This window comes from Micromonospora sp. NPDC004551, from assembly GCF_040609975.1.
In the GTDB taxonomy this organism is placed as follows: Bacteria; Actinomycetota; Actinomycetes; order Mycobacteriales; family Micromonosporaceae; genus Micromonospora.
In genome coordinates this window covers 88,708-114,829 of sequence record NZ_JBEXLM010000002.1, presented here as the reverse complement: position 1 = coordinate 114,829, position 26,122 = coordinate 88,708, and the positions used below count along the sequence as shown (strand labels likewise).

Below are 26,122 nucleotides of genomic sequence, written 5' to 3'. Positions count from 1 at the left end.
GACCACCCTGCCACGTGCCCGTCGGGGCCGGTCGGCGGCACCCCGTACCCCGCCGGGCGCGTGCGCCGGTGCCGCCTTGTGCGACGCCGGCTGTAGCATCCTGTTCAACCTTCACCCTCCCGACACATAGACTGCCTGCCGATGGACACACAGGTCGCCGACACGTTGCTGGGCTCGCTGATCGACGGGCGCTACCGCATTCGCGGTCGCGTGGCCCGTGGCGGCATGGCGACCGTGTACACCGCCACCGACGAGCGCCTGGAGCGCACCGTGGCGGTCAAGATCATTCACCCGACCCAGGCGCCCGAGGCCCGGGCCCGGATGGCCGGCTTCGTCGAGCGCTTCACCGACGAGGCGAAGACCATCGCCCGGCTCACCCACCCCAACGTGGTGGCGGTCTACGACCAGGGCAGTCACGGTGGCCTCCCCTACCTGGTGATGGAGTACGTGCGCGGCCGCACCCTGCGCGACGTGCTCGCCGAGCGGCGCCGGCTCAACCCGGACGAGGCGCTGGCCATCGCCGAGCAGATGCTCGCCGCGATCGCCGCCGCGCACCGGGCCGGCCTCGTGCACCGCGACGTCAAGCCGGAGAACGTGCTGGTCGCCGAGCCGCCCGCCGGCGGCACCACCAGCCTGGTGGACAGCGTGGTCAAGGTGGCCGACTTCGGGCTGGCCCGCGCGGTCGAGGCGAGCGCCGAGGAGGAGAACGGCAACCAGCTCATGGCCACCGTGGCGTACGTGGCGCCGGAGCTGGTCACCCAGGGCCACGCGGACCCGCGCACCGACGTCTACTCCGCCGGCATCGTGCTGTTCGAGATGCTCACCGGCCGGGTGCCCTACGACGGCGACCGCCCGGTGGAGGTCGCCTGGCAGCACGTCGACCGCGACGTGCCGGCCCCGTCGACCCTGGTGCCTGCGCTGCCCCCGGTGCTCGACGCGCTGGTCGCCCGGGCCACCCGGCGTGACCCGGCCGCCCGCCCGGCCGACGCCGGCGCGCTGCTGACCGAGGTACAGGCGGCACGGGACGAGCTGGGCAACCCCCACTCGCACACCGCGGTGCTGCGGCAGGTGGGCGACGAGACGGCCGTGCTCGCGCAGCCCACCATGGTGGTGGCGGCGGTCCACCCGGCCGAGCGTCCCGCCTGGGCCCGGCTGCCCGAGGGCGGCGGCCAGCGCCCGCACCGCCGCCGGGCCGTCGAGGACGAGGGCCTGGGCGCCCGGCTGGCCGGGCTGCGTACCCGGGTGATGGGCTCGCCCCGGGGCCGGCTGGCGGTCGCCGCGGCGGCCGTGGTGCTCGGCCTGGTGGCCGCGGTGGGCGGCTGGTGGTTCGGGGTGGGCCGCTACACGGTCGCCCCGCAGCTGGTGAGCCTCACCAAGGCCGAGGCGGAGGGGCAGGCCACCCGCGGCGGGTTCACGCTGCGCTACGCCGAGCCCCGCTACGACGAGAAGATCCCCAAGGACACGGTGCTGGGCCAGGACCCGGTCTCCGCCACCCGGATCGTCAAGGGCGGCACGATCACCCTGACCCTGTCGCTCGGTCCGGAGCGGCTGCCGGTGCCGGACGTGGTCGGCAAGGACTTCGAGCTGGCGCAGGCCGAGCTGACCGACGCCAAGCTGGTGCCGGTCAAGGGCAGCTCCCGCTACGACGACGCGCTGCCGGCCGGGGTGGTGCTGGGCACCGACCCGAAGGTGGGCACGGTGGTCAAACCGGGTGCGAAGGTGACGGTGATCCTCAGCAAGGGCCGCGCCCCGGTGAGCGTGCCGAACCTGGTGGGCAAGAACCTCGGCGAGGCCCGCAACATCCTGGCCCAGCTCGGGCTGACCCCGGTCGAGACGTACAAGGACTCCGACAAGCCGAAGGACGAGGTCCTCGGTCAGAGCCCGGCCGACGGCACCGGCGTCGAGAAGGGCACCCAGGTCAAGCTCGACGTCAGCAAGGGCCCCGCCCAGGTGCCGGTCCCCCGCGTGGTCGACCTGCCCTGCCAGCAGGCCAAGCAGGTGCTGGAGAGCCAGGGCTTCCCGGTCAACATCCAGCTCAACCCGAACGGGGTGGCCCGCTTCCAGAACCCGGGCGAGAACACCCCGGTGCCGCCGGGCACCCCGGTCACGGTGACGTGCCTGTGAGCGGGCAGAGCGGGCGGCGGCGGGTCGGGTCGCACACCCCGACCTCGGGGGGCCTGGCCAAGGCGGCGCTGCCCTACGCCGACGCGGCCGCCTCCGAGGTGGTGCAGGTCTACGTCTCCAACTCGCGGGGCTGGGCGCTGCCGGCGGGCGACCCGAAGCAGGACGTGCTGTTCCGGGACGGCTGCGGCGAGCGCGGCCTGCCGGTCTTCATCCACGCCTCGCTGCTGGTCAACCTCGGCTCCCCCACCCCGGCCACGGTCGAGCGGTCGACGGAGACGCTGGCGCACGCGCTGCGCCGGGGCCGGGCCATCGGTGCCGAGGCGGTGGTGTTCCACGCCGGCAGCGCGGTCGACGCGAGCCACGCCGACGCGGCCATGCGGCAGGTCCGCGCGGCCCTGCTCCCGCTGCTGGACGAGAGCGCGGCCGCCGGCGGCCCGATCCTGCTGGTCGAGCCGAGCGCCGGGGGCGGCCGGTCGCTGGCCTCCCGGGTCGAGCACCTGGGCCCCTACCTCGACGCGGTGGACCGCCACCCGATGCTGGGCGTCTGCTTCGACACCTGCCACGCGTGGGCGGCCGGACACGACCTGGCCGCCGAGGGCGGGATGACCGCCACGCTGGACGCGCTGGTCGCCGCGGTGGGCGCGGACCGGCTGAAGCTGGTGCACGCGAACGACTCGAAGGATCTGTGCGGCTCCACGCGGGACCGGCACGAGAACATCGGCAAGGGCACCATCGGCGAGCCCGCGTTCGCCGAGCTGATGTGCCACCCCGCCACCGCCGGCGTCCCGGTCCTGGTGGAAACCCCGACGGAGAAGCACGAAGGCCACGCCACCGACATCTCCACCCTGAAACGCCTCCACCCCTGACCCCCTCCCGTGCGGGCCCCGGGGTTGATCAAGAAGGCGAGGGGCGGCTGGTCAGGCGCGGAGGAGGGCGGTCAGGGTCTCGGCGGCCCGGTCGACCTGGGCCTCGGTGACGTCCATGTGGGTGACCAGCCGGGCGGTACGCGGGCCGAGCACCGAGATCAGCAGGCCCCGCTCCCGCGCGGCGGCCGCCAGGGCGGGGGCGTCGAGCGCGTGCTTGGTCAGGTCCAGCGGGACGAGGTTGGTCCGCACCGCGGTCGCGAGCACCCCGTAGGGCGCGACCGCCTCGGCCAGCCGGGCCGCCTTGGCGTGGTCCTCGGCGAGCCGCTCCACGTGGTTCGCGAGCGCGTACCGGCCGGCGGCGGCCAGGATGCCGACCTGCCGCATGCCGCCACCCATCCGCTTGCGGACGAACCGCGCCCGCGCGATCTTCTCGGCGCTGCCGACCACCAGTGAGCCGACCGGCGCGCCGAGGCCCTTGGAGAGGCAGACCCCGAGGGTGTCGAACAGCGCGCCGTACTCGGCCAGCGGCACCCTGTCGGCGACGTGCGCGTGCCAGATCCGCGCGCCGTCGCAGTGCAGGGCGAGCCCGTGGCCGTCGGCGACCCGGCGCAGCTCCCGCAGGGTCGCCAGCGGGATCACCCCGCCCCCGCCCCGGTTGTGGGTCTGCTCGACGGCGATGGCCCGGGTCGGCACCGCGAAGTAGCCGTCCGGCCGGACCATGCCGGCCACCACCTCGGGGTCGATCTCCGCGCCCACGGCCGGCCAGGTCCGCGAGGAGATCCCGCCGTACGCCGCCGCGGCGCCGATCTCGTACGTGACCACGTGCGCGTCGGCGTCGCAGAGCAGCTCGTCCCCTGGCGGGACGACGAGCTGGAGGGCGATCTGGTTGGCCATCGAGCCGCTCGGGGCGAACAGCGCCGCCTCGTGCCCGAAGAGCGCGGCGACCTCGGCCTCCAGCGCGGCGACGGTCGGGTCCTCCCCGTAGACGTCGTCACCGACCTCGGCGCTCGCCATCGCCTCCCGCATCCCGGCGGTGGGCCGGGTCACGGTGTCCGAACGAAGGTCAACGAACTCAGCCACTGTCATCCTTTCGGCTGCCGACCGCGGGGCTCGCCAGCGCACTCCTCGCGTCAGCCACGCAGCATCTCCGCAACCAGGAAGGCCAGCTCCAGCGACTGCTGGGTGTTCAGTCGCGGGTCGCAGGCGGTTTCGTACCGGTCGGGCAGGTCGAGGTCCTCGATGCCCTGGGCGCCGCCCAGGCACTCGGTGACGTCCTCGCCGGTCAGTTCGACGTGCAGGCCGCCCGGGTGGGTCTCCAGGCCACGGTGCACCTCGAAGTAGCCGAGCACCTCGTCGACGATCCGGTCGAAGTGCCGGGTCTTGTAGCCGTTCGAGGACTCGTGGGTGTTGCCGTGCATCGGGTCGCACTGCCAGACGACCTTGGCGCCGGCGGCCGTGACCTTGGCGACGATCGGGGGCAGGGCGTCCCGGACCCGGTGGTTGCCCATCCGGCTGATCAGCGTGAGCCGGCCGGGGACGTTGTCCGGGTTGAGCTTCTCGCAGAGCTCGATGGCCTCGTCCGGGGTGGTGGTCGGGCCGAGCTTGACCCCGATCGGGTTGGCGATCCGGGAGATGAAGTCGAGGTGCGCGCCGTCGAGCTGGCGGGTGCGCTCGCCGACCCAGAGGAAGTGCCCGGACAGCCCGTACGCCCGGTTGCCGGAGATCCGGGTGAGCGCCCGGTCGTACTCCAGCGCCAGCGCCTCGTGGGAGCAGTAGAGCGTGACGGTGCGCAGCGCCTCGTCGTCGGTCATCCCGCAGGCGCGGATGAAGGCCAGCGCCCGGTCGATCTCCCGGGCGATCGCCTCGTAGCGCTCGCCGGCCGGGGACTGCTTGACGAAGCCCTTGTTCCAGTCGTGCACCGCGTGCAGGTCGGCCAGCCCGCCGGCCAGGTACGCGCGGAGCATGTTCATGGCGGCGGCCGAGTTGGCGTACGCCCGGATCATGCGCTGCGGGTCGGCGACCCGCGCCTCCGGCGTGGCCTCCAGCGAATTGATCATGTCGCCGCGGTAGGCCGGGAGACCGCGGGCGTCGGTCGGCAGCGACCGGGGCTTCGTGTACTGGCCGGCCACCCGGGCGACCTTGACCACCGGCAGCGACGCGCCGTAGGTCAGCACGATCGCCATCTGGAGCAGCGTGCGGGCGTTGGCCAGCAGGTGGCTCTCGGTGTTGTCGGCGAAGGTCTCCGCGCAGTCGCCGCCCTGGAGCAGGAACGCCTTGCCCTCGCAGACCAGCGCCAGCCGCTGCCGGAGCTGGTCGACCTCGTAGGGGGCGACCACGGACGGCACGGTGTCCAGCACCTTGCAGACCTCGGCGACCTGTCCCAGGTCGGGCCAGGGCGGGGTCTGCGCACGCGGCAGCTCCCGCCAGCGGTCCAGGCCGAGGGCCGCGTCCTCGGCGGAATCGGCGGTCGGGCGACTGGTCTGGAGCCCCGGGCTGCCCACGGCGGGATGACTCAGCTGGTGCCACTCATGGCGCATGGAAGAAAGCGTACGGCGACCGCCGCGGCGGCTCACCTTCGAGGTAGACGGTTCCGGTGGTTGGGAGATCAGCGCCACATCCGGAGACCGCCGCAGGTCGGGGCGGGTGCGAGGTCAGGGGGTGATCGACGGCGCCGGGGTGTTGCCGCCCGGCGCCTCGCCGGCGATGCACCAGTCGGCGCCCGTGCGGGTGACCGTGAACAGCAGCGAGCGGGTGGCCTTGCGGGACCCGACGGCCACGGTGACCGACGTGGTCACCTCCTCGCCGTGCGGGCCGGACCGGACGTCGGTGATGGTGGCCTGCGGGACGGTGAAGTGGTCGGCGAAGTCGCCGTTGGGCCCGGTGGCGGCGCCGTCGAAGGCGGTCTGCATGGGCGCGCAGAGCTGGCTGCGGCCGGCGTCGACGTCCTTGGCCGCCATGGCGTCCAGGTACGCCTGGACCCGCTCCCGGCTCTTGGCCGCCGCCTCCTCGGCCGGCGCCCGCTGGGGCTCACCGGCCGGGCTGTCCGGGGCGTCGTCCCCGCCGCCGAGGCCGCAGCCGGCCAGCGTGACCGGCAGGAGCGCGAGCAGGGCCGCACCGGCCACCGCCCTCGGGTGCGTCAGGCCCATCGGTCCCCTTCCATCGGCGCGGACATCGGGACATGCCGAGCGGCGAGTCTGTCACATCGACGCCGTCGCATGCCGACCCGCCGACGGTCGCCCCCGCCCCCGACGATCCCCCATCCTCGCCCGGATCGCCCCGGCCGGCCAGCGTGGCACGCGGACCGGGCGTCCGGCCCGCCCGGGCACGGACGCCGGACACCGTGCGGGGAGGGGCCGGTGCGGCCCCTCCCCGCCGGGTGGGTGGTGCGTCGGCCCTCGGCTCAGCCGAGACCGCCCTTGATGGCGCCGATGAGCTCACCGTTGCTGGTGTCTCCGGAGAGCTCCCAGAAGAACGCGCCACCGAGGCCCTGGTTCTTCGCGTAGGTCATCTTTCCGCCGATGGTCGACGGGGTGTCGTAGCTCCACCAGTTGCTGCCGCACTTGGCGTAGGAGGTGCCGCCGACCGTGCCGGTGGCCGGGCAGGTGTTCTTGAGCACCTTGTAGTCCTCGATGCCCTGCTCGTAGGTGCCGGGCGCCGGGCCGGTGGCGGTGCCGCCGGGGGCGGTCTGGGTCACCCCGGTCCAGCCCCGGCCGTAGAAGCCGATGCCGAGCAGCAGCTTGTCCGACGGCACGCCCTTGGACTTGAGCTTCTGGATCGCCGCGTCGGACCAGAAGCCCTGCTGCGGGATGCCGGTGTACGAGTAGAGCGGCGAGTGCGGCGCGGTCGGGCCCTGGGCGTTGAAGGCGCCGAAGTAGTCGTACGTCATCGGCATGAGCCAGTTGAGGTACGGCGCCGCGCCGGCGTAGTCGGTCGCGTCGATCTTGCCGCCGTTGCTGCCGTCGGCGGTGATCGCCGAGGTGACCAGGAAGTTGCTGCCGAACTTGCTCCGCAGCGCGCTGACCACGTTCTTGAAGGCGTTCGGGCCGCTGCTGTCGCACTGGAGGCCGCAGGCGTTCGGGTACTCCCAGTCGACGTCGATGCCGTCGAAGACGTCCGCCCAGCGCGGGTCCTTGACCAGCGCGTAGCAGGAGTCGGCGAACGCGGCCGGGTTCTGCGCGGCCTGGGTGAAGCCGGCCGACCAGGTCCAGCCGCCGAAGGACCAGAGCACCTTCAGGTTCGGGTACATCTTCTTCAGCTTGCGCAGCTGGTTGAAGCTGCCGCGCAGCGGCTGGTCCCAGGTGTCGGCCACGCCGTCGACGCTGTCCGCCGCCGTGTACGCCTTGTCGTAGTCGGCGTAGCTGTCACCGATGGTGCACCGGCCGCCCGTGGTGTTGCCGAAGGCGTACAGGATGTGGGTCAGCTTGGCGGCGGACCCGCTGGTGTGGATGTTCTTCACGTGGTAGTTCCGGCCGTAGACGCCCCACTCGGCGAAGTAACCGACCACCTTCTTGCCCCCGCTCGGCGGGGTCGTGGTGGGCGGAGGCGTGGTCGGCGGGGCGGTCGTCGGCGGCGCCGTGGTGGGCGGGGCGGTGGTGGGCGGCGTCGTCGTCGGAGGAGTTCCGCCGCCCGAGCAGGATCCGCCGTTGACCGTGCAGTTCAACGGCGCCTTGTACGCCCCGGTGCCGTTGTAGCCCCAGCTGAAGCTGGCGCCCGCCGCGAGCGGGCCGGCCCAGCTCTTCTTGACCGCCACGTAGTGGTTGCCGCTGCTGGTGACGTCGGCGTCCCAGGAGCTGCTGATGGTGGTGCCCGCGGGCAGGTCGAACTCGATGCGCCAGGTGTCCACGCTGGCGCCGGTGCCGTTGGTGACGGTCACCTTCGCCTCGTGCCCGGTCCCCCAGTCCTGCACCTTCGTGAACGTGGCGGTGACGCTGCCCGCGGCGGAGGCGGTCGCCATCGGCACCGCCGCGACCGCGAGCGCGACCACGGCGCCGGCCCAGAGGGCCCGGCGGAGCGATCTCTTCATACGGCGTCTCCCCAAACAGTTAGGAAACTTTCCAGATTGGATGCTGAGACGCTACTCACGCGTCATCACTTCGTCAAGATGTAGATGCATCGATTGATCGGGTCGGGCTCCGGCCGGCCCCCGCGGCCCCGTAGCCTCGTCCCATGACGGTTTTCGACGTGCAGATCGACGCCCTCGCCGGCGGCCCGGCCGACCTCGGGCGCTACCGCGGCCGGGCCCTGCTGGTGGTCAACGTGGCGTCCCGCTGCGGCCTCACCCCGCAGTACGCCGGCCTCCAGGCCCTCGCCGACGAGTACGCGGACCGCGGCCTCACCGTGCTCGGCGTGCCGTGCAACCAGTTCGCCGGCCAGGAGCCCGGCAGCGCCGCCGAGATCGAGGATTTCTGCCAGGTCAACTACGGCGTGACGTTCCCGTTGACGGAGAAGGTCGACGTCAACGGCCCGGACCGGCACCCGCTCTACGCCGAGCTGGTGTCCACCCCGGACGCCGACGGGCACACCGGCGACGTGCGGTGGAACTTCGAGAAGTTCCTGGTGGCGCCGGACGGCACGGTCGCCGCCCGGTTCGCCCCGACGGTGACCCCGGACGCCCCCGAGCTGCGCGCGGCCGTCGAGAAGGTGCTGCCGGTCGGCTGACGCCGCCTTGTAGGGAACTTTCCTTGACCTCCCATCGAGCTGTAGCTAAGTTTCAATGACCTCGGACGAGGAGGTCACGATGGAGCGCAGAAGGTTCCTGGCCGGCGCGGGCGCGGTCACCGCGGGCGCGGTCGCGGCGGCAGCCCCGGGCACGGCCGGGCAGGCGGTGCCCGGGATTCGTCGGGTGGCGACCGGCCTGGACGTGCTGGTCGATTCCGGTTTCGCCGCACTGGCCGGCCGGCGGGTGGGGGTCGTGTCCAACCCCACCGGCGTGGACCCGGCCTACCGGCACCTGGTCGACCTCATGCACGAGTCGGGCCGCGTGCAGGTGGTCGCGGCGTTCGGCCCCGAACACGGTTTCCGCGGCTCCGCCCAGGCCGGTGGCAGCGAGGGCACCGGCACGGACGCCCGCACCGGCATCACGGTCTACGACGCGTACGGCGCCAGCCAGGCGAAGTGGGAAAGCCTGTTCACGACCGCCGACGTGGACACCGTCGTCTTCGACATCCAGGACGTCGGCGCCCGGTTCTACACCTACATCTGGACGATGTACACCTCGATGGTCGCGGCCGCCCGCGTCGGCAGGCGGTATGTCGTGCTCGACCGGCCGAACCCGGTGGGCGGGCGCGCGTACGGGCCGATGATGACGCCCGCCTTCACGTCCGGCGTCGGGCTGAAGGAGATCGTCCAGCAGCACGGCATGACCGTCGGCGAGCTGGCCCGGTTCTTCAACGCGGAGTTCCTGCCCGCCGACGCCGGACGGCCGGTCGAGCTGGAGGTGGTGCGGTGCCGGAACTGGAAGCGGGACCGGCTCGCCGCCGACACCGACCTGCCCTGGGTGATGCCCAGCCCGAACATGCCCACGCCCGACACCGCGCTGGTCTACCCCGGCACCTGCCTGTTCGAGGGCGTCGCGTCGATCACCGAGGGGCGGGGCACCTGCCGGCCGTTCGAGCTGATCGGCGGGCTCGCCGGCGACTTCGACCACCACTGGGGGGACCGGCTCAACGCCCGGGACCTGCCGGGCGTCGAGTTCCGCGAGGCGTACTTCTCCCCGACGGCGGCGGGGCAGAAGCCGGCCCTGCTCAACAAGCTGTGCGCCGGCGTCGAGGTCAAGGTCGTCGACCGGGCCGCCTACGACCCGATCCGCACCGCGGTGGCCATGCTGGTCGAGGCGCGGAAGTACCCGGCGTTCGCGTGGCGGTACGACTCGTACGACACCGTCCGGCCGTACTGGGTGGACAAGCTGACCGGCTCGTCCCGGCTGCGCACGATGATCGACGCCGGAGCCGAGGTGGACGACGTGGTCGGCGCCTGGGCCGACGAGCTGGCGGCCTTCGACCGGCGGCGGCGCCCGTACCTGCTCTACTGAGCCCGACGGCGGTGGGGGCCCGGGGTGTCGTCCACACCCCGGGCCCCGCCGCCCGCTCGACTGGTCAGCCCGCGGCGGAGCGGAAGACCGGGTAGTAGCCGCCGGACTGCCCCGCGGCCGTCGGGTGGTACGAGACGGTGAGGTTCAGGTAGTTCAACGCGTGCAGCCACTTCTCGCCGTAGCTGCACAGCTGGTGCCCCACGAAGATCGAGCGGACGTCGGCGAAGGTGAAGCCGGCCGAGGTGGCCGCCGTGCGCGTGATGTCGTCGACCAGGTTGATCCCCTCGTTGATCTTCGCGCGGGAGGTGGCGCTGAGGCCCACGCAGACCGTGCCGAGCTGGTAGAAGACCGGGTAGCCGACGACCACGACGCGGGCGGAGGGCGCCCGGCTCTTGATGCCGTTGTAGACGTTCGCCAGCTTGCCGGGAAGCTGGGTGCGGGCCTTGTCCTCCGCGGCCTGGATCGCCGCCACGCACTGGGTCTCGCCCTGGAGCACGCAGGTGGTCATGATGCTGGAGAAGCCGACGTCGTTGCCCCCGATCGTGACGCTGACCAGCGTGGTGGTCGAGGAGAGCGCGGAGAGCTGGTTGTTGATGACGTCCGTGGTGGTCGCGCCGGAGCAGGCGACCGAGCGGTACGAGGCCGGTCTGATGTTGGTGTTGTAGAGGGCCGGGTAGGCGTTGTTGCTGCGCAGGCAGGACCCGCTCTCGGAGGTGTAGCTGTCGGCGCCGACGCCGGAGGCGTACGAGTCGCCGAGAGCGACGTAGCGGTCGGTCGCGGCCGCCTGGGCGGGGGCGGCGCCCAGCGTCAGCGTGACGCCGAGCGTGGCGGCCAGGGTCAGGGCGAGGGTGGCAAGACGGGATCTCCGCACGTCGCACTCCTGGGGGTGGGAAGTGGTGGTGGGAGATAGATATCAATGAATCGGAGTCGGACGGAAGATCAACATTTCGCGCCGGTTGCCGATTGACCCTTATGGCTACAAATCGTTGCCGGGGCCACGCGCGGGGGTGAAGGTTTTCGCCGTGGCGACGGTGCCGCGTGGACGTTAGGCTGGGCCGGTGATCCGGGCCGTGATCGTGGACTTCGACGACACCCTGTGCCTCACGCGAGCCGCCTCGTTCGCGCTGGAGAACGAAGTCCTGGCGGAGATGGGCCGGCCACCGATGTCACCGGACGCGCACCTGTCCACCTGGGGCGAGCCGCTGCTGGACGCCATGCCCAAGCGGTCGCCGGGCCTCGACCTGCCCCGGTTCGCGGCGCTTCATCGGCGCGCGCTGGAACGGCACATCGCCGACGGCCGTCTGGATCTCATCCCCGCGGAGAATCTGCGCGCGCTGGACGAGTTCGTGCGGGAGGGCCGGGCGGTGTTCCTGCTGACGTCCCGGACCGAGGACGAGGTCCGGCACATGTCGACGGCCGGTCATGCCCTGGCCGAGCGGGTCAGTGGCATCTACCACGCCGGCAACACGCGTTTCCGCAAGCCGGATCCGCGGGCCTTCGACGAACTGCTGGCGGCGACGGCGATACCGCCGCGGCAGTGCGTCTACGTGGGAGATTCACCGGGCGACGCGCTGGCCGCCGGCGGCGCGGGCCTGCATTTCGTGGGCTGCCTGGAGAGCGGTGTCCGGCAACCGGCGGATTTCGACTCTCGGCACGTCGACGCCTTCATCGACGCCTTCACCGACGTCGTCGGTGTGGTCCGGCGACTCGACCGGGCGGGCGCCGGCGCCCGCCCGGTGGCCGGCGACCGGGTGGCGCGGCAGGCCACCTGAGGTCGGCGCACCGGCCCGGCGGGCGCGGTCGATCACCGCGGAGGAGTCGACGCGGCCGGGCGGCGGATCAGACCGGGCGGCGGCCGGCGAAGCCGCACTCCGCACGGTGGTACCAGCGGATGTCGGTGTCCCCCTCCAGCCAGCACCAGAGCACCGCCCGGCCGTCCCGCTCGCCGGGGAAGTCGAGCAGCACCGGGGCGATCCCCTTCACCTGGATGCCGTGCTGGTGGAACTCCTCCACGAGAGCGTGCAGCCGGGCCTCCAGGGCCTTCACCTCGGCCAGCCCGCCGAGGGCGCTGACCCCGTGGTCGGCCAGATCGATCCGGAGTTCGGCGAGGTCGGCGCGGAGCCGGATCAGCTCGTCGACGCGCGGCCGCAGGGTGGCCACCAGGTGTCGCGCCTGGGCGAGAGTGAACACCGCGCCAGTATGGGCCACGCCGCCGCAGCCCGGCCTCCGGTCGCCGCGCGGGCGGGGCGCGGCGGGTCAGTCGGCCTGAGCGGCCAGCTCGCGGGCCCGGTCCCGGGCCGCCTCCAGGGCCGCCAGCATGGCCGCGCGGACGCCGTGGTTCTCCAGCTCGCGGATGGCGTTGATGGTGGTGCCGGCCGGCGAGGTGACCGCCTCGCGGAGCTTCACCGGGTGCTCGCCCGAGTCGCGCAGCATCACGGCGGAGCCGATGGCGGTCTGCACGATCAGGTCGTGCGCCACCTGGCGGGGCAGGCCGAGCAGGATGCCCGCGTCGATCATGGCCTCGACCAGCAGGTAGAAGTAGGCCGGGCCGGAGCCGGAGAGCGCGGTCACCGCGTCCTGCTGCGACTCGGGCACGCGCAGGGTGGTGCCGAGCGGCTTGAACATCTCCTCGGCCAGGGCCAGGTGCGCGCCCGTGGCGTGCGCGCCGGGCGAGATCGCGCTCATGGCCTCGTCGACCAGGGCCGGGGTGTTGGTCATGACCCGGACCACCGGGGTGCCCTCGGGCAGCCGGCGGTTGAAGAAGGCGGTGGGCAGGCCGGCGCAGAGCGAGATGACCAGCTTGTCGGCCGGCACCTTGGGACCGATCTCGTCCAGCAGCGCGGCCGCGTCCTGCGGCTTGACGGAGACGGCGAGCACCTCGGCCTCGTCGACCGCGGTGAGGTTGTCCACCACCCGGACGCCGTACCGGGCGGTCAGTTCCTCGGCGCGGGCGGGCCGCCGGGCGGTGGCGAGCAGCCGCTCGACCGGCCAGCCGGAGCGGAGCAGGCCGGAGAGCATCAGCTCGCCGATCTTGCCCGCGCCGATAACCGCGACCGTGTGCACCTCGGGTGCCATGAGCCGTACCCCTCTCGGGTGGAGGTGCGGCGCGGCGGGCCCTCGACGGACCCGCCGCGCCGCCGCCGTCGTCAGCTGCCGAAGAAGACCTCGGCCTCGGCGTACCGCTCCAGCGGCACGGTCTTCAGCTCCCGGGTGGCGTCGGCCAGCGGGACGCGGACGATGTCCGTGCTCTGCATCGCGACCATCTTGCCCCAGTCGCCCTCGTTGGCGGCGTCGATCGCGTGCAGGCCGAGCCGGGTGGCGAGCACCCGGTCGAACGCGGTCGGGGTGCCGCCGCGCTGGATGTGGCCGAGGACCACGGTGCGGGCCTCCTTGCCGGTCTTCGCCTCCAGCTGCTCGGCGAGCCACTGGCCGATGCCGCCGAGGCGGACGTGGCCGAACGCGTCGAGCTCCTGGTTGTGCAGCACCATCTGGCCGTCCAGCGGCTGGGCGCCCTCGGCGACCACGACGATCGGGGCGTACTGGTGCTGGAAGCGCTTCTCGACGTAGCCGGCCACCTGCTCGACGTCGAACTGCCGCTCCGGGAGCAGGATCACGTTGGCGCCGCCGGCGAGACCGGCGTGCAGGGCGATCCAGCCGGCGTGCCGGCCCATCACCTCGACGACCAGGGTGCGGTGGTGGCTCTCCGCCGTGGTGTGCAGCCGGTCGATCGCCTCCATGGCGATGTTGACCGCGGTGTCGAAGCCGAAGGTGTAGTCGGTGGCGCCGAGGTCGTTGTCGATGGTCTTCGGCACGCCGATGACGTGGACACCCAGCTCGTGCAGCTTGGTGGCGACACCGAGGGTGTCCTCGCCGCCGATCGCGATCAGCGCGTCCACGCCCTGCGCGGCCAGGTTGTCCTTGATCCGCTCGACGCCGCCGTCGATCTTGAAGGGGTTGGTCCGGGACGAGCCGAGGATGGTGCCGCCGCGCGGCAGGATCCCGCGGACGTCCGCGATGCCCAGCGGCTTGGACAGACCCTCCAGCGGGCCCTTCCAGCCGTCGCGGAAGCCCACGAACTCGTGACCGTAGGTGGCGACGCCCTTGCGGACCACCGCCCGAATCACCGCATTGAGACCAGGGCAGTCGCCGCCGCCGGTGAGCACGCCGATACGCATGATCTGCTCATCCTCCTGGAGCATCAGGTGAAGCCCGGATAAGCCCCAGGATATGTGTCAGATCAGACCATCGGCGCCGTTGCCGGCCCGGGGCGGGCCGTCAGTGCGCACTGTAGTCGGCGTGGGTGCCCGCCGACACCGCGCCCCGGCCCGTTCCGGCCCCCGGGCCGGCTACCGGTCAGTAGCTGACCTGGTGGTTCTCCCCCACCCGCGGCGGCTGCCCGGTCACCGCCGCCCGGGCCAGGCCGAGCAGGTTCACCACCGTGTTGCCCGGCGCGTCCCAGTACTCGGCCGAGCCGGCGTGCACCCGGAGCAGCGTGACGCCCGGGGTGTCCAGCCCGTCCGGGAACCAGGTCCTCAGCAGCGGGTTCCACAGCCGCTCGGCCCGGGCCCGGTCCCACTGCTCGACGGCCGTGCCGGCCACCGACACCCAGGCGTGGTGCCGCTGGTCGGAGAAACCGACGTTGACCTGCGGGTTGACCCGGATCTGGCGGATCTTCGCGGAGTCCGCGTACGCGAAGAACCACAGGTCGCCGTCGAACTCGGCCTCCTGGAGCCCCATCGGGCGGCTGACCAGCCGCCCGTCGACTGCGGTGGTGGTCAGCAGGCAGATGCGCGCGTCCCGGATCAGCTCGGTGACCCGGCGGCGGCCATCCTCGGCGCTGGTCGGCTGCTGGCTCATGCGCCCCTCCCTCGCGATCGGTTCACTGCGAACCGTGCCCGGGACAGAACCGGTCAAACCTGCCGACAGCTCACCGGTCGGTCATGGCCCGCCAGCGGGCCAGGTTGTGCCGGGCGTCGACCAGCGCGTCGTGCCGGTCCGCGTCGGCGTCGGGCAGCCGCGGCCGGCCCCGGTCGTCCCAGAGCTGACGCAGCTCCTTGGTGAACCGGGGGATCTCCCGCGGCAACGCCGGCATCGCCCCCCAGAGCTGGGCCAGCACCACGTGGTCGTACGCCGCGTACCAGGCCCAGAGCTCCAGCTGCTCCCCCGGCCGGTCACGGACCGGCGCCATGAGGAACTCGTAGAGGTCGTCGCGGATCCGCTCCCGGGACCGCCAGGCCCGGTCGGCCGGCGACGGGAGCTTGTCCAGCACGTTACGGCGCACCCAGGGCACCGCCCGGGAGTCGTCGAACTCCGTGGAGACCGCGTAGAACTCGCGGCCGTACTCGTCGACGACGCCGATCGACACCAGGTCGACGATGCGGCCGTCCTCGATGAACTCGCAGTCGTAGAAGTAGCGGTAGACCATCGGCACCATCCTCGCCCACCGCCGTCACCCGCCGGTCGCCGGGGCGTCCGCCGCGCCGAGACGGCAGGCCAGCGCAGCTGGGGACGGTCACGGAAGTGTCTCCGGGGGTGTACAGCACGCGACCGGAGCGTCATGATCTGATGTGTACCGCCACCGGACGCCGAACCGGTTGAGATGCCTCGTGCCGGGGATGATCAGGTTCACCCGGCGTCGCGGGTTGTGGTCCTTGACCGGGGAGGGGTTGGGCCGTGGAGATGCGCCTTCCGGAGCCGGGTGACGCGCTCACGGGCGTCGAGATGTTCGCCGGGCTGGAGCCGGAGGTGCGGCAGCGGGTCATCGCCGCGGCCGTGCCGCGCACCTACCGCAAGGGCCAGCTGCTGTTCGTCGAGAACGACCCCGGCGAGTCGCTGATCGTGCTGCGCCGCGGCGCGGTGGCGGTGTTCCGCACCGCCCCGACCGGCGAGCGCGCGGTGCTGTCGGTCATCCGGCCCCCGGACGTGCTGGGCGAGGTCTCCCTGCTCGACGCCTCGACCCGGTCGGCGTCGGCCGAGGCCATCGAGGACTGCGCCGCGCTCGCGCTGTCCCGGCCGGCCTTCATGGAGCTGGTGCACTCCAACCCGCGCATCCTCGACGCGGTGATGCGCTCCCTCGGCCAGCTGATCCGGCGGCTCACCGAGCAGAACGCCGACCACGTCTTCCTCGACCTGCCCGGCCGGGTGGCCAAGACGCTGGTCCGGCTGGCCGGCGAGAGCCAGGCCCCGATGATCACCATCGAACTCAACCAGAGCCAGCTCGCCGAGATGGCCGGCGGCTCGCGGCAGAGCGTCAACCAGGCCATCGGCTCCTTCGCCAGCCGGGGCTGGCTGCGCACCGAGGGGCGCCGGATCGTGGTCACCGACGTGGCCGCACTGCGCCGCCGCGCCGGCATGAACGACCGCTGACCGCACGCCCGCGACAGCCGGCCCCGCTACGCCGGCTCCGGGCGCAGCACGCGCACGCAGAAGGGCCGGGGCACCACGCCCCGGCCCTTCGTCGTCGTGTCCGACCGGCTCAGACGCCGGCGCTGCCCGGACCCGCCCACGCGGTGGTGCTGCCCGGGCCGGCCCACTCGCTGGTGTCCTTGCCGCCGCCGGAGCCCTCGCTGACGATGCCCTCGGCCTGGAGCACGGCCAGGGTGGCCGCGTCCACGTCGACGGACTCGCCCGCCGCGTGGGCGACGCCGTCGCCGTCGGTCCAGTCGCTGTCCAGCTTCACGTACACCATGGTTGGTCCCCCTCGATCGCGGTCGTCGTCGTCCGGCGGCATGAATCTAGTCGCCCGGCGGCCGCACCGGCCGCCCGGACGAGTGTCCACAAGCCAACAGCCCGGTACCTGACACTGCCGCTGGGCGGGATACTCACCGTGACGCCGCGGGGGACGGCGCCCGGCCGGGACCGGCCGGAAGATCCAGTGGAGGCCTGACATCTCCGCGCAGTGTGACCGGTGTGGACGTACCGCGACCGACGGCGACCGCTTCTGCGGCGGCTGCGGCGCCGAGCTGGGTGCCGTCTGCCCGCACTGCCTGCGCCCGCTCGCCGCCGACGTGACGTTCTGCACCTCGTGCGGCGCGCCGCGGGCCGGGGCCCGGCAGCCGGTGCCGACGCCGCAGGAGGACCGCCGCCGGGTGAGCGTGCTCTTCGTCGACCTCATCGACTTCACCCCGTACGTCGAACGGGCCGACCCGGAGCAGGTCCGCGGCATGCAGACCGGCTTCTTCTCCGCCGCCAAGCGGGTCGTCGGGCAGTACGGCGGGGTGGTGGAGAAGTACATCGGCGACGCCGTGATGGCGCTCTTCGGCGCGCCGGTGGCCACCGAGACCGACGCGCTGCGCTGCGTACGGGCCGGGCTGGAGCTGCAACGGGTGCTCACCCGGTTCGCCCCGAGCGGCCACGACGAGCTGCGCTTCCGGGTCGGTGTGGCCACCGGCGAGGCGCTGGTGGACGTGGCCGCCGCCCGCGACGGCGGGCAGGCCATCGTGGCCGGCGACGTGGTCAACACGGCGTCCCGCATGCAGTCGGTGGCCCCGCCCGGCGGGGTGCTGGTCTGCGGCGCCACGCACGCGCTCACCAAGGACGCCATCCGCTACGAGGAGCAGCCGCCGGTCACCCTGCGCGGCCGCTCCACGCCCACCGAGGTCTGGCTGGCGCTGGCCCCGGTACGCCGGCAGCCCACCGACCGCGAGCCCGACGTCACCCCGCTCATCGACCGCGAGCACGAGCTGGGCCTGCTGGTCAACGCGCTGCACCGTTCGCTGCGCGACCGCCTGCCCCAGGTGGTGACCGTCTTCGGCCGGGCCGGGCTGGGCAAGAGCCGGCTGATCCGGGAGCTGCACCGGCACGCCGGGCGGCTGGTCGACGAGCCGCTGACCTGGCGCACCGGGCGGTGCCCCCCGTTCGGTGAGAACGTCACCTTCTCCGCGCTGGCCGACGTCGTGAAGACCGAGGCCGGCATCCTCGACACCGACCCGGCGTCCACGGCCGCCCAGCGCCTCACCGCCGCGGTCGCCGAACTGGTCGGCCCGGCCGAGCGGGACCGCCTGGTCGACGCGCTGCGCCCGCTGGTCGGGCTCACCGGCACCGCCCTGCCCGCCGAGGAGGCCGAGTCGGCCTGGCGGCGGTTCCTCCTGGCGCTGGCCGCGCGGCGCCCCACCGTGCTGGTCTTCGAGGACCTGCACTGGGCCGACGACGCCATGCTGCGCTTCGTCGAGCTGCTCGGCGCCGCCGCCCGGGACGTGCCGCTGCTGCTGCTCTGCACCGCCCGCCCGGAGCTGGTCGACCGGGACCCGAGCTGGGCGGGCACCATCACCGGCTCGGTGACCATCACCCTGCCCCCGCTGCGGGACACCGGCATCGCCTCGCTCTACGCGCACATGTTCGGCCAGGCCGCGTTCCCCGCCGAGATGCTCACTCCGCTGGTCGAGGTGGCCGGCGGCAACCCGCTCTACGCCCACGAGTATGTGCGGATGCTCATCGAGCAGGGCGCGCTGCGCCAGTCGGGGCGCGGCTGGTCGCTGGAGAAGCACCTCGACCTGCCCATGCCGGAGAGTGTGCACGCGGTCATCGCCAACCGGGTCGACCTGCTCGACGCCAAGGACCGGGCGGTGCTGCTGGCCGCCTCGGTGGTGGGTGTGCAGTTCTGGCCGGGCGCGGTGGCCGCCGCGCTCGGGCAACCGGTCGAGCCGGTGGAGCGGGCGTTGCGCCGGCTGGAGCAGCGCGACTTCGTGCACGAGCAGGCCGCGTCCACGATGGCCGGGCAGCCGGAGTTCCGGTTCCGGCACGTGCTGGTCCGGGACGTCTGCTACCAGCGGCTGCCGCGCACCGAGCGGGTGGCCCGGCACGAGCGCACCGCGGACTGGCTGGACGCCCTCTCGCACACCCGGGACACCGACCTGGCCGAGGTGCTCGCCCACCACCGCTGGGCCGCCCACGAGATCGCCCGGACCCTGGGCATGGACACGCAGCGCTACGCCGGGCCGGCGCGCGCCGCGCTGCACCGGGCGGCCCGCCGGGCGTACGCCCTGCACGGGCTGGACGCGGCGGCGGCGCACGCGGGCCGGGCGCTCGGCCTGGCCGACGACAGCGACCCGGTGGGCCGCCTCCAGCTGGAGCTGCTGAGCACCGAGATCTCCTTCTACCGGGACGGCAACGCGTTCCTCTCCGGCGGCGGGCCGGAGCAGCTGCACGCGCTCGCCGACCGGCTGCTCGCGCACGGCGACGTCGCCTGCGCGGCGCGGGCCTGGACGCTGCTGGGCCAGGCGGCCTGGCTGCGCGCCGACCGGGGCGCGGCGGTGGCCTGCCTGGACCGGGCGGTGGGGCTGTTCGAGCCGCTGCCGGACAGCCCGCAGAAGGCCGACGCGTACGCCGAGCTGGGCCGGCTGCACATGCTCAACTACGAGCGGGACGCGGCGGTCGCCGCCGCCGAGACCGCGGCGGAGATCGGCGAGCGGCTGGGGTTGTCGGAGACCCGCACCAACGCCCGGATCACCGCCGCCACCGCGCGCTACCAGGCGGGCGACCGGTCCGGCCTGGACGACCTGCACGCGCTCGTGGAATACAGCCGGGACCAGCAGCTGATCGCCCTGCACCGGGCGGTGCAGAACCTCGCGTACGCGGTCCGCGAGGAGGGCGACTGGCTGCGCTCGGACGCCCTGCTGACCACCGCGCCGGCCCGGACGGCGAGCGGGCAGACGCTGACCACCAGCTACTCCGGCGAGGCCATGCGGGCCTACTTCGACGGGGACTTCGGCCGGGTGATCACGGCCGCGGACGCGTTCGTCGACACCCCGACCGGCGGCTGGGACATGCAGGTGCGCGGGCTGCGCTCCTGCCTGCTGGTGCTGCGCGGGCAGCCGGTGCCGCCGGCACCCCGGCCCGCGCCGAGCCCGCGCGACGGCGCGGCCCCGCCCCGGCACCGCGACGACGTGGCCGCCGCGCTGGACAGCGCCCGTCGCAGTGGCTTCCACCGGCCGCACTGGACCATGCTCGGCATGGCGGCGCTGTGCCGGGCGTTGCAGGGCCGCGCCGAGGAGGCCGCGGAGCTGGTCGACGAGCTGGCGGAGACCTGGTCGGCGGTGCCCGCGCTGGCCAGCGGCGAGTGGATCGCCGCCGCCGCGTACGCCGCCGCCCTGGCCGGCCGGGACGCGGCCGTGCGGGTCCGGGCCATGCTGGACCGGCTCGACCACCGCACGCCCTGGTCGGAGGCGGCGCTGCGGACGGTGACCGGTGCGGTCGCGGCGGCCGACGGCGACCACCGGCGGGCGGCCGAGCTGCACCTGGCCGGCGCCGAGATCTACGCGGGCATCCCGGACGTGACCGACCGGATGCTGGCCCTCGCCCTGGCCGCGGCCGAGCTGGAGCTGGCCGGTGACCCGGAGGCCGCCCCGCTGGCGGAGGTGCGGGCGTTCGCCCAGCGCAACGAGGCGCCCGGGCTGCTGGCCCTGGCCCGCCGCCCGGTGCCGGACGCCGGCCCGGCGGTCGCCTGCTGAGCCCCGCCCCGCCGGCGGATCAGGCGGGCACCGGCTCCGGGGGCCGGGCCTTCGCCTTCTGCGCGTACATGTCCACGTACTCGCGGCCGGAGAGCTCCATCAGCTCGTACATGATCTCGTCGGTGACGGCGCGCTCGACGAACCGGTCGCCGGACATCCCGGCGTAGCGGGAGAAGTCGAGCGGGGCGCCGAAGCGGATCCGCACCCGGCCGAGGTTGGGGATGATCTGGCCGGTCGGCTGGATGGCGTCGGAGTTGAGCATGGCCATCGGCACGACCGGGGCGCCGCTCTCCAGGGCGAGCCGGGCCACCCCGGTCTTGCCCCGGTAGAGCCGGCCGTCCGGCGAGCGGGTGCCCTCCGGGTAGATGCCCGCGATGCCGCCCGCGCGCAGCACCTGGAGCTGGGTGTCGAGGGCGGCACGGGCGGCCCGGCCGCCGGAGCGGTCGACCGGGATGGTGCCGGAGCCGACGAAGAACATCTTGGTCAGCCAGCCCTTGAGGCCCCGGCCGGTGAAGTATTCGGCTTTCGCGATGAAAGTGACTTTTCGCTTGACGATCAATGGGGTGAAGATCGAGTCCGAGAACGAGAGGTGGTTGCTGGCCAGGATCACCGGGCCGGCCTCCGGGACGTTCTCCAGCCCCTCCACCTGCGGGCGGAAGATCAACCTCAGCAGCGGGCCCAGGATGACGTACTTCAGCAGCCAGTACAGCACCGGGATCCTTCCAGGCGGGAGCGGTGACGGACCACGGTCGCCGGGGCCGCCGGGACCGGGCCCGCGGCGCCGTCGGCGAGCGGGACTGTCGGGGAAGAGCGTACGAACAGGGAGCGGCACGCCACAACGCACTCCCGGAACCGGGTCCCGACGTGTCAGGATTCAGGGCACGACGGTGCGGCGAAGGGGGTGTCCGGTGTCAGGGGGTGGCCCCCGTCGGGGACGGCGGGACAACGGGCTCGACGCGGCGGAGTACGCGGTCGCGGGCGACGTCGATCCGCGCGTCGGTGAGCACCTGCTCGACGTGCTCGCCGCCGGTGGCATCGCCGCCTACCTCCAGCCCTCGGCCGACCTCAACCCGGTGACGCGCACCACCACCGTCCCGTCCCGCCCGATCGACCGGCTCTACGTCGACCGCTCGCACCTCACCACCGCCCGCGACTACCTCACCCAGCTCACCGACGAGGAGGGCCGCGAGCCGGCCCGCGACGACGAGCCGGACATCGAGGCCGAGTGGGCGAAGATCGTCGCCGGTTTCCACACCGCGCCGAGCGCGGGGAGCCACCCCTGGCCGGCCGCGGAGGACGTCGACGACCCGGTCGACCCGGCCGCCCCGGGCGGCGGCGTCGCGGGCCGGGCCGAGGAGACCGCCGGCCCCACGGCCACCGACGTGCGGCGGCTGCCCTACGCGGCGGACGTCTCCGGCATCTCGGTGAGCCGCGGGCGGCAGGACGAGCCTTCGCTCCTGGACGGCCTGGACACCTTCGGCGCCGACCTGCCCGGCGACGGGGACGAGGAGCACTTCACCCCGCCACCGCCGCCCCCGCTGCCGCGCTTCTCGAAGTACGCGGTGCTCGGCGTGCTCTGCATCGTGGTCGGGTTCCTGCTCTTCCTGTCGCCCACCGTGCTGTCGGTGGTCGACCCGTCGGTGGTGACCCTGCTCGGCTTCACCGGCATCCTGGCCGGCTTCGTGATGCTGATCTGGCGGCTGCGCCCCGGCGACTCCGACGAGCACGACCCGGACGACGGCGCGGTCGTCTGACCCGGCGGGTGCCGCCCGGATGGCGGGACGGCAGGCGCCCCGGGCCGGTGGCGTAACAGGGGTGTAACTTACGGTCAGTAGGAATACCGCTGTCCGTCACTTCCCGCACCGGCTGTCCGGGTTGTGCCCATCCTCCGGTGGTCGGTCCTCTGCTGATCGGAATGCCCGAGATGCGACAGACTCCCCTCGTGGTGGTGGCCAACCGCCTGCCCATCGACGACAGTGTGGCGCCGGACGGCGCCTTCGAGTGGCGCCGCAGCCCCGGCGGCCTGGTGAGCGCCCTGCACCCGCTGCTCCGGCACACCCCGGCGACCTGGGTGGGCTGGGCCGGCGGCACCGGCCCGGCCCCGTACCTGCCCGACGTGGACGGCGTCCGGATGCGCACCGTCCCGCTCAGCGCGGAGGACTTCCGCGACCACTACGAGGGCTTCGCGAATGCCACCCTCTGGCCGCTCTACCACGACGCGGTCGAGCAGCCCGTGTACCACCGGCGCTGGTGGGAGGCGTACCAGCGGGTCAACCAGCGGTTCGCCGAGGCCGCCGCCGAGGTGGCCGAGCCGGGCGGGCTGGTCTGGGTGCAGGACTACCACCTCCAGCTCGTGCCGGGGCTGCTCCGCGGCCTCCGCCCCGACCTGCGGATCGGCTTCTTCCTGCACGTGCCGTTCCCGCCGCCGGAGCTGTTCATGCAGCTCCCGCGCCGGGCCGAGCTGCTGCGCGGGATGCTCGGCGCCGACCTGATCGGCTTCCAGCGCGCCCAGGCCGCGCACAACTTCGCCCAGCTCGCGACGAAGGTGCTCGACCTGCCCGCCACCGACCGGCGGATCGGCGTCGGCGACCGGGTGGTGCGGATCGGCGCCTTCCCGGTCTCCATCGACACCGCCGAGATGGCCGCGCTCGCCGCCCGGCCCGACGTCGCCGACCGCGCCCGGCGGCTGCGCCAGGACCTCGGCGACCCGGAGCGCGTCATCCTCAGCGTCGACCGGATGGACTACACCAAGGGCATCGAGCAGCGGCTCAAGGCCTACCACGAGCTGCTGACCAGCGGGGACGTCAAGGTCCGGGACACCGTCCTGGTGCAGGTCGTGGTGCCCAGCCGGGACCGGGTGGCCCAGTACCAGGTCCTGCGCGACCGGGTGGAGCACCAGGTCGGCCGGATCAACGGCGAGTTCGGCCGGGTCGGCGAGCCGGCCATCCACTACCTCAGCCAGCCCTTCGACCGCACCGAGCTGGTCGCGCTCTACCGGGTCGCCGACGTGATGGCGGTGACCCCGCTGCGGGACGGGATGAACCTGGTGGCGAAGGAGTACGTGGCCGCCCGGGTCGACGGCACCGGCGCGCTGCTGCTCAGCGAGTTCGCCGGGGCGGCCGCCGAGCTGCCGCAGGCGTACCTGGTCAACCCGCACGACCTGGACGGGCTGAAGGCGGCGCTGCTGGCCGCCCTGCGGGCCGCGCCGGAGGATGTCGCGGCCCGGATGCGGGCCATGCGGGAGCACCTGGGCCGCAACGACATCCACGCCTGGGCGGCGTCCTACCTGAGCGCGCTGGAGGACACGACCGCCCTGGTCACCCGGCGTGCCCGGGGCGCCTGACCCGGCGCTCAGCCGAGGGCCGGCGCCGGATCCTTCTCCAGCCAGTCGAGGATCGCGTCGACCGGCTCCCGCCAGCGGGCGTCGAGCATCAGGTCGTGCCCCATGCCGGGAAACAGCAGCGGGGCCGAGGCGTAGCGGCGGGCCGCCCGGGTCAGCGCGGCCGGCGGGACCACCCGGTCGTCGGGGCTGCCCAGCACCAGCACGGCCGGGCGGCCCACCGCCGGCTCGGGCTGCCGCCCGGTCAGCAACTGCCACTGCGCGCGGCGGCTGGCCCGGCCCAGCCGCGCGACGTGCCGGCGGGCCTCGGCGTCGGGCAGTTCCCGGCTGAACAGCTGCCGCCGGTTCAGCCGCAGGCCGGCGCCGAACACCGCGGGCACCGTGCCGACGGGATTGCGGCGCAGCGCCGTGCCGAAGGTGCCCCAGCCGCCGAGCACCGGAGCCACCAGGACCGCCGCCCGGGCCGGGTAGCGGGCCAGCGCGTGGGCGACGACCCGGGCGCCGGCGCCGTGCCCCACCAGCACCGCCTGCCGCGGCAGGCTCGCCGCCACCTGCACCACGTCATGGGTGTACGACCGCAGCGTCGCCCCCGGCGCCGGCTCGCTGCCGCCGTGCCCGCGCAGGCTCAGCGCGTACGCCGGGAAGCCCCGGCCGGCGGCGTGGCCCAGCCAGTGCTCGGCGAACGCCCACGCCCCGTGCCCGAACCCGGGCACGAACAGCAGCGGCGGCTTCGCCTGGTCCAGCTCGGGCACCGCGGCGACGACCTCGCGGCGGGCCGGCTGCTCCGGACGGGCCCACTCCCAGCCCCGGACGACCCGCACCCGCTGCGCGCTCACTTGTCCTCCAGGTCGTGGAGCGCCCGCTGGAGCGCGCGCAGGTAGTCGGCGTGCCCGACCTCGAACCAGTGCCGGGTGCTGTCCTTGACCTTCCCCGAGTACCGCTCGCCGAGGCCGGCGGCGACCTTGCGGCCGAACGCGGCGGCCCGGTCCGGGCGGGTGGTGCGCAGGGTGAGCAGCCGGGCGAAGAGCACGCTCTGCCAGTGCGAGATGGGGAAGATGCCGGAGTCGGGCTGCACCAGGCCCACCACGGCCAGGGTGGGGTGGCCGGCGGCGAACGCGTTGAGCCAGAGCCGGGGCCGGCCCGAGCCGTCCGCGTCGCCGAGCACGCGGCCCTCCAGGAACTCGAAGCGCGGCAGGTAGCCGGTGGCGAAGACGACCAGCTCGGGGTCGATCTCGCGGCCGTCGGCCAGCTCGACGGTGCGGTCACCGAACCGGGCGACGTCCGGCACCGGGGTGACCTCGCCGTGGCCCACGTAGTAGACGAGCTGGCTGTTGGCGATGGGGTGCGTCTCGTAGACCCGGTGGTCGGGCCGGGGCAGGCCGAACCGGGTCAGATCGCCGACGGTCAGCCGCAGCGTCCAGTGGTAGAGCCACTGCCGCACGCGCAGGGGCACCCGCAGCGCGAGCAGGGTGTCGTTGACCTGGTCGGCGGGGCGGCCGAAGACGTACTTCGGGGCGTACCAGTAGCCGCGGCGGGTGGAGTGCCAGCAACGGGACGCCTGCTGGGCGGCCTCGACCGCGATGTCACAGCCGGTGTTGCCGGCCCCGACCACCAGCACCCGCTTGCCACGCAGCTGGGCCGGGTCCTTGTAGGACGAGGCGTGCATAACCTCGCCCCGGAACTGCTCCAGCCCCTCGTAGCGGGGCAGCTTCGGCGACCAGTTGTGACCGTTGGCCAGCACCACTGCCGCGTAGCGGGAGGTGCGCTCCGGGCCGTAGCCGCCGGTGCTGCGGGTCGTGACGTCCCAGCGGTCCCCCTCGACCGGCTCCACCCGGACCACCTCGGTGCCGAACCAGACGTGCTGGCGCAGGTCGAAGTGGTCGGCGTAGCGCTCGAAGTAGGACAGCAGCTGGGCGTGGTGCGGGTAGTCCGGCCAGTCGTCCGGCATCGGGAAGTCGGGGAACTGGGTGAACGGACGGGACGAGATGAGGTGCGTGCTGGCGTACACCGGGCTGCGGTCGTGCCGCCAGTTCCACGCCCCGCCGACACCGGTCTCCCGCTCGTAGCAGTCCACGCCGAAGCCGGCCTCGCGGAGGTTCTTGACGGCCGTCAGGCCGCTGGCCCCGGCGCCGATGACGCAGACGGTGTCGCCCCGGTCGGAGACCGGGCGGCCGTCCGGGGCCGGGGCGACCGCCGGGTCCGGGTCGGGACGGCCGAGGTCGGTGGAGGAGGACACCGGGGAATCTCCTTTTGTGCGGCACGAGTGCCGGGTCGGTGCGAAATCCTGCCGACAATGCCCGCCGTTGTCCAGCCC

The 26,122-nt window shown here is 73.6% G+C and carries 23 protein-coding genes; 9 read left to right on the top strand and 14 right to left on the bottom strand.

Annotated features, from left to right (window positions below; all coding sequences use genetic code 11):
- Positions 1-141 precede the first annotated feature (141 nt).
- On the top strand, positions 142-2,124 hold the full coding sequence (pknB, locus tag ABZW14_RS04530) for a Stk1 family PASTA domain-containing Ser/Thr kinase (protein WP_355339708.1): 1,983 nt from the start codon (positions 142-144) through the stop codon (positions 2,122-2,124).
- On the top strand, positions 2,121-2,990 hold the full coding sequence (locus ABZW14_RS04525) for a deoxyribonuclease IV (protein WP_355339705.1): 870 nt from the start codon (positions 2,121-2,123) through the stop codon (positions 2,988-2,990). The genes pknB and ABZW14_RS04525 overlap by 4 nt, the downstream gene beginning before the upstream one ends.
- Positions 2,991-3,041: 51 nt before the next feature.
- Here the strand turns inward: ABZW14_RS04525 and ABZW14_RS04520 are convergent, their stop codons facing one another.
- The 4 genes from ABZW14_RS04520 to ABZW14_RS04505 form a co-directional block, all read right to left on the bottom strand.
- On the bottom strand, positions 3,042-4,076 hold the full coding sequence (locus ABZW14_RS04520; RefSeq protein ID WP_355339702.1) for a GntG family PLP-dependent aldolase: 1,035 nt from the start codon (positions 4,074-4,076) through the stop codon (positions 3,042-3,044).
- A 44-nt stretch (positions 4,077-4,120) separates the two neighbouring features.
- A complete protein-coding gene (locus ABZW14_RS04515; protein ID WP_355339699.1) occupies positions 4,121-5,527 on the bottom strand; it encodes a class II 3-deoxy-7-phosphoheptulonate synthase in 1,407 nt (468 codons plus the stop codon).
- 114 nt (positions 5,528-5,641) lie between these two features.
- Positions 5,642-6,136, bottom strand: a complete 495-nt coding sequence (locus ABZW14_RS04510; RefSeq protein ID WP_355339696.1) for a hypothetical protein — start codon at positions 6,134-6,136, stop codon at positions 5,642-5,644.
- A 254-nt stretch (positions 6,137-6,390) separates the two neighbouring features.
- Complete coding sequence (locus tag ABZW14_RS04505) at positions 6,391-8,013, bottom strand: glycosyl hydrolase family 18 protein (RefSeq protein ID WP_355339693.1); 1,623 nt, start codon at positions 8,011-8,013, stop codon at positions 6,391-6,393.
- A 143-nt stretch (positions 8,014-8,156) separates the two neighbouring features.
- Between ABZW14_RS04505 and ABZW14_RS04500 the strand changes: the two genes are divergently transcribed.
- On the top strand, positions 8,157-8,648 hold the full coding sequence (locus ABZW14_RS04500; RefSeq protein WP_355339690.1) for a glutathione peroxidase: 492 nt from the start codon (positions 8,157-8,159) through the stop codon (positions 8,646-8,648).
- Between the two features lie 79 nt (positions 8,649-8,727).
- On the top strand, positions 8,728-10,020 hold the full coding sequence (locus ABZW14_RS04495) for a DUF1343 domain-containing protein (RefSeq protein ID WP_355339687.1): 1,293 nt from the start codon (positions 8,728-8,730) through the stop codon (positions 10,018-10,020).
- A gap of 64 nt (positions 10,021-10,084) precedes the next feature.
- Here ABZW14_RS04495 and ABZW14_RS04490 read toward each other — a convergent pair whose 3' ends face one another.
- On the bottom strand, positions 10,085-10,891 hold the full coding sequence (locus ABZW14_RS04490; RefSeq protein ID WP_355339684.1) for an SGNH/GDSL hydrolase family protein: 807 nt from the start codon (positions 10,889-10,891) through the stop codon (positions 10,085-10,087).
- 187 nt (positions 10,892-11,078) lie between these two features.
- On the opposite strand from ABZW14_RS04490, the gene ABZW14_RS04485 reads away from it, so the two are divergent.
- Entirely contained in the window at positions 11,079-11,792 is a 714-nt protein-coding gene (locus tag ABZW14_RS04485; RefSeq protein ID WP_355339681.1) for an HAD hydrolase-like protein, read from the top strand.
- A gap of 67 nt (positions 11,793-11,859) precedes the next feature.
- On the opposite strand, the gene ABZW14_RS04480 is transcribed toward ABZW14_RS04485, so the two are convergent.
- The 5 genes from ABZW14_RS04480 to ABZW14_RS04460 all read right to left on the bottom strand — a co-directional run bounded on the left by ABZW14_RS04480 (position 11,860) and on the right by ABZW14_RS04460 (position 15,445).
- A complete protein-coding gene (locus ABZW14_RS04480) occupies positions 11,860-12,210 on the bottom strand; it encodes a DUF2203 domain-containing protein (RefSeq protein ID WP_355339678.1) in 351 nt (116 codons plus the stop codon).
- Between the two features lie 66 nt (positions 12,211-12,276).
- Positions 12,277-13,095 (bottom strand): pyrroline-5-carboxylate reductase, encoded by an 819-nt coding sequence (gene proC, locus ABZW14_RS04475; RefSeq protein ID WP_355339675.1) that lies wholly within the window; start codon positions 13,093-13,095, stop codon positions 12,277-12,279.
- 71 nt (positions 13,096-13,166) lie between these two features.
- Positions 13,167-14,195 carry a 6-phosphofructokinase gene (locus tag ABZW14_RS04470; RefSeq protein WP_091268208.1) on the bottom strand — a complete coding sequence of 343 codons (1,029 nt, stop codon included), beginning with the start codon at positions 14,193-14,195 and terminating at the stop codon, positions 13,167-13,169.
- Between the two features lie 178 nt (positions 14,196-14,373).
- On the bottom strand, positions 14,374-14,877 hold the full coding sequence (locus ABZW14_RS04465; protein WP_355339672.1) for a pyridoxamine 5'-phosphate oxidase family protein: 504 nt from the start codon (positions 14,875-14,877) through the stop codon (positions 14,374-14,376).
- A 70-nt stretch (positions 14,878-14,947) separates the two neighbouring features.
- Positions 14,948-15,445, bottom strand: coding sequence for a polyadenylate-specific 3'-exoribonuclease AS (locus ABZW14_RS04460; RefSeq protein ID WP_355340180.1), 498 nt, complete (start codon positions 15,443-15,445; stop codon positions 14,948-14,950).
- A gap of 248 nt (positions 15,446-15,693) precedes the next feature.
- On the opposite strand from ABZW14_RS04460, the gene ABZW14_RS04455 reads away from it, so the two are divergent.
- A complete protein-coding gene (locus tag ABZW14_RS04455) occupies positions 15,694-16,386 on the top strand; it encodes a Crp/Fnr family transcriptional regulator (RefSeq protein WP_091268212.1) in 693 nt (230 codons plus the stop codon).
- 109 nt (positions 16,387-16,495) lie between these two features.
- On the opposite strand, the gene ABZW14_RS04450 is transcribed toward ABZW14_RS04455, so the two are convergent.
- On the bottom strand, positions 16,496-16,708 hold the full coding sequence (locus ABZW14_RS04450) for a hypothetical protein (protein ID WP_355339669.1): 213 nt from the start codon (positions 16,706-16,708) through the stop codon (positions 16,496-16,498).
- A 181-nt stretch (positions 16,709-16,889) separates the two neighbouring features.
- Here ABZW14_RS04450 and ABZW14_RS04445 point away from each other — a divergent pair, with 181 nt between their 5' ends.
- Positions 16,890-20,468 (top strand): adenylate/guanylate cyclase domain-containing protein, encoded by a 3,579-nt coding sequence (locus tag ABZW14_RS04445; protein ID WP_355340177.1) that lies wholly within the window; start codon positions 16,890-16,892, stop codon positions 20,466-20,468.
- Between the two features lie 19 nt (positions 20,469-20,487).
- Here the strand turns inward: ABZW14_RS04445 and ABZW14_RS04440 are convergent, their stop codons facing one another.
- On the bottom strand, positions 20,488-21,180 hold the full coding sequence (locus ABZW14_RS04440) for a lysophospholipid acyltransferase family protein (RefSeq protein WP_355339666.1): 693 nt from the start codon (positions 21,178-21,180) through the stop codon (positions 20,488-20,490).
- 196 nt (positions 21,181-21,376) lie between these two features.
- Here ABZW14_RS04440 and ABZW14_RS04435 point away from each other — a divergent pair, with 196 nt between their 5' ends.
- Both ABZW14_RS04435 and ABZW14_RS04430 read left to right on the top strand, forming a co-directional pair.
- The gene (locus tag ABZW14_RS04435) at positions 21,377-22,222 is read left to right on the top strand and encodes a DUF308 domain-containing protein (RefSeq protein WP_355339663.1); all 846 of its coding nucleotides are present in this window, start codon (positions 21,377-21,379) and stop codon (positions 22,220-22,222) included.
- Between the two features lie 170 nt (positions 22,223-22,392).
- Positions 22,393-23,811, top strand: a complete 1,419-nt coding sequence (locus tag ABZW14_RS04430; protein ID WP_355339660.1) for a trehalose-6-phosphate synthase — start codon at positions 22,393-22,395, stop codon at positions 23,809-23,811.
- Between the two features lie 8 nt (positions 23,812-23,819).
- Here ABZW14_RS04430 and ABZW14_RS04425 read toward each other — a convergent pair whose 3' ends face one another.
- Positions 23,820-24,644, bottom strand: coding sequence for an alpha/beta fold hydrolase (locus ABZW14_RS04425; protein ID WP_355339657.1), 825 nt, complete (start codon positions 24,642-24,644; stop codon positions 23,820-23,822).
- Complete coding sequence (locus tag ABZW14_RS04420; RefSeq protein ID WP_355339654.1) at positions 24,641-26,044, bottom strand: NAD(P)-binding domain-containing protein; 1,404 nt, start codon at positions 26,042-26,044, stop codon at positions 24,641-24,643. Before ABZW14_RS04420 ends, ABZW14_RS04425 begins: the two co-directional genes overlap by 4 nt.
- Positions 26,045-26,122 lie beyond the last annotated feature (78 nt).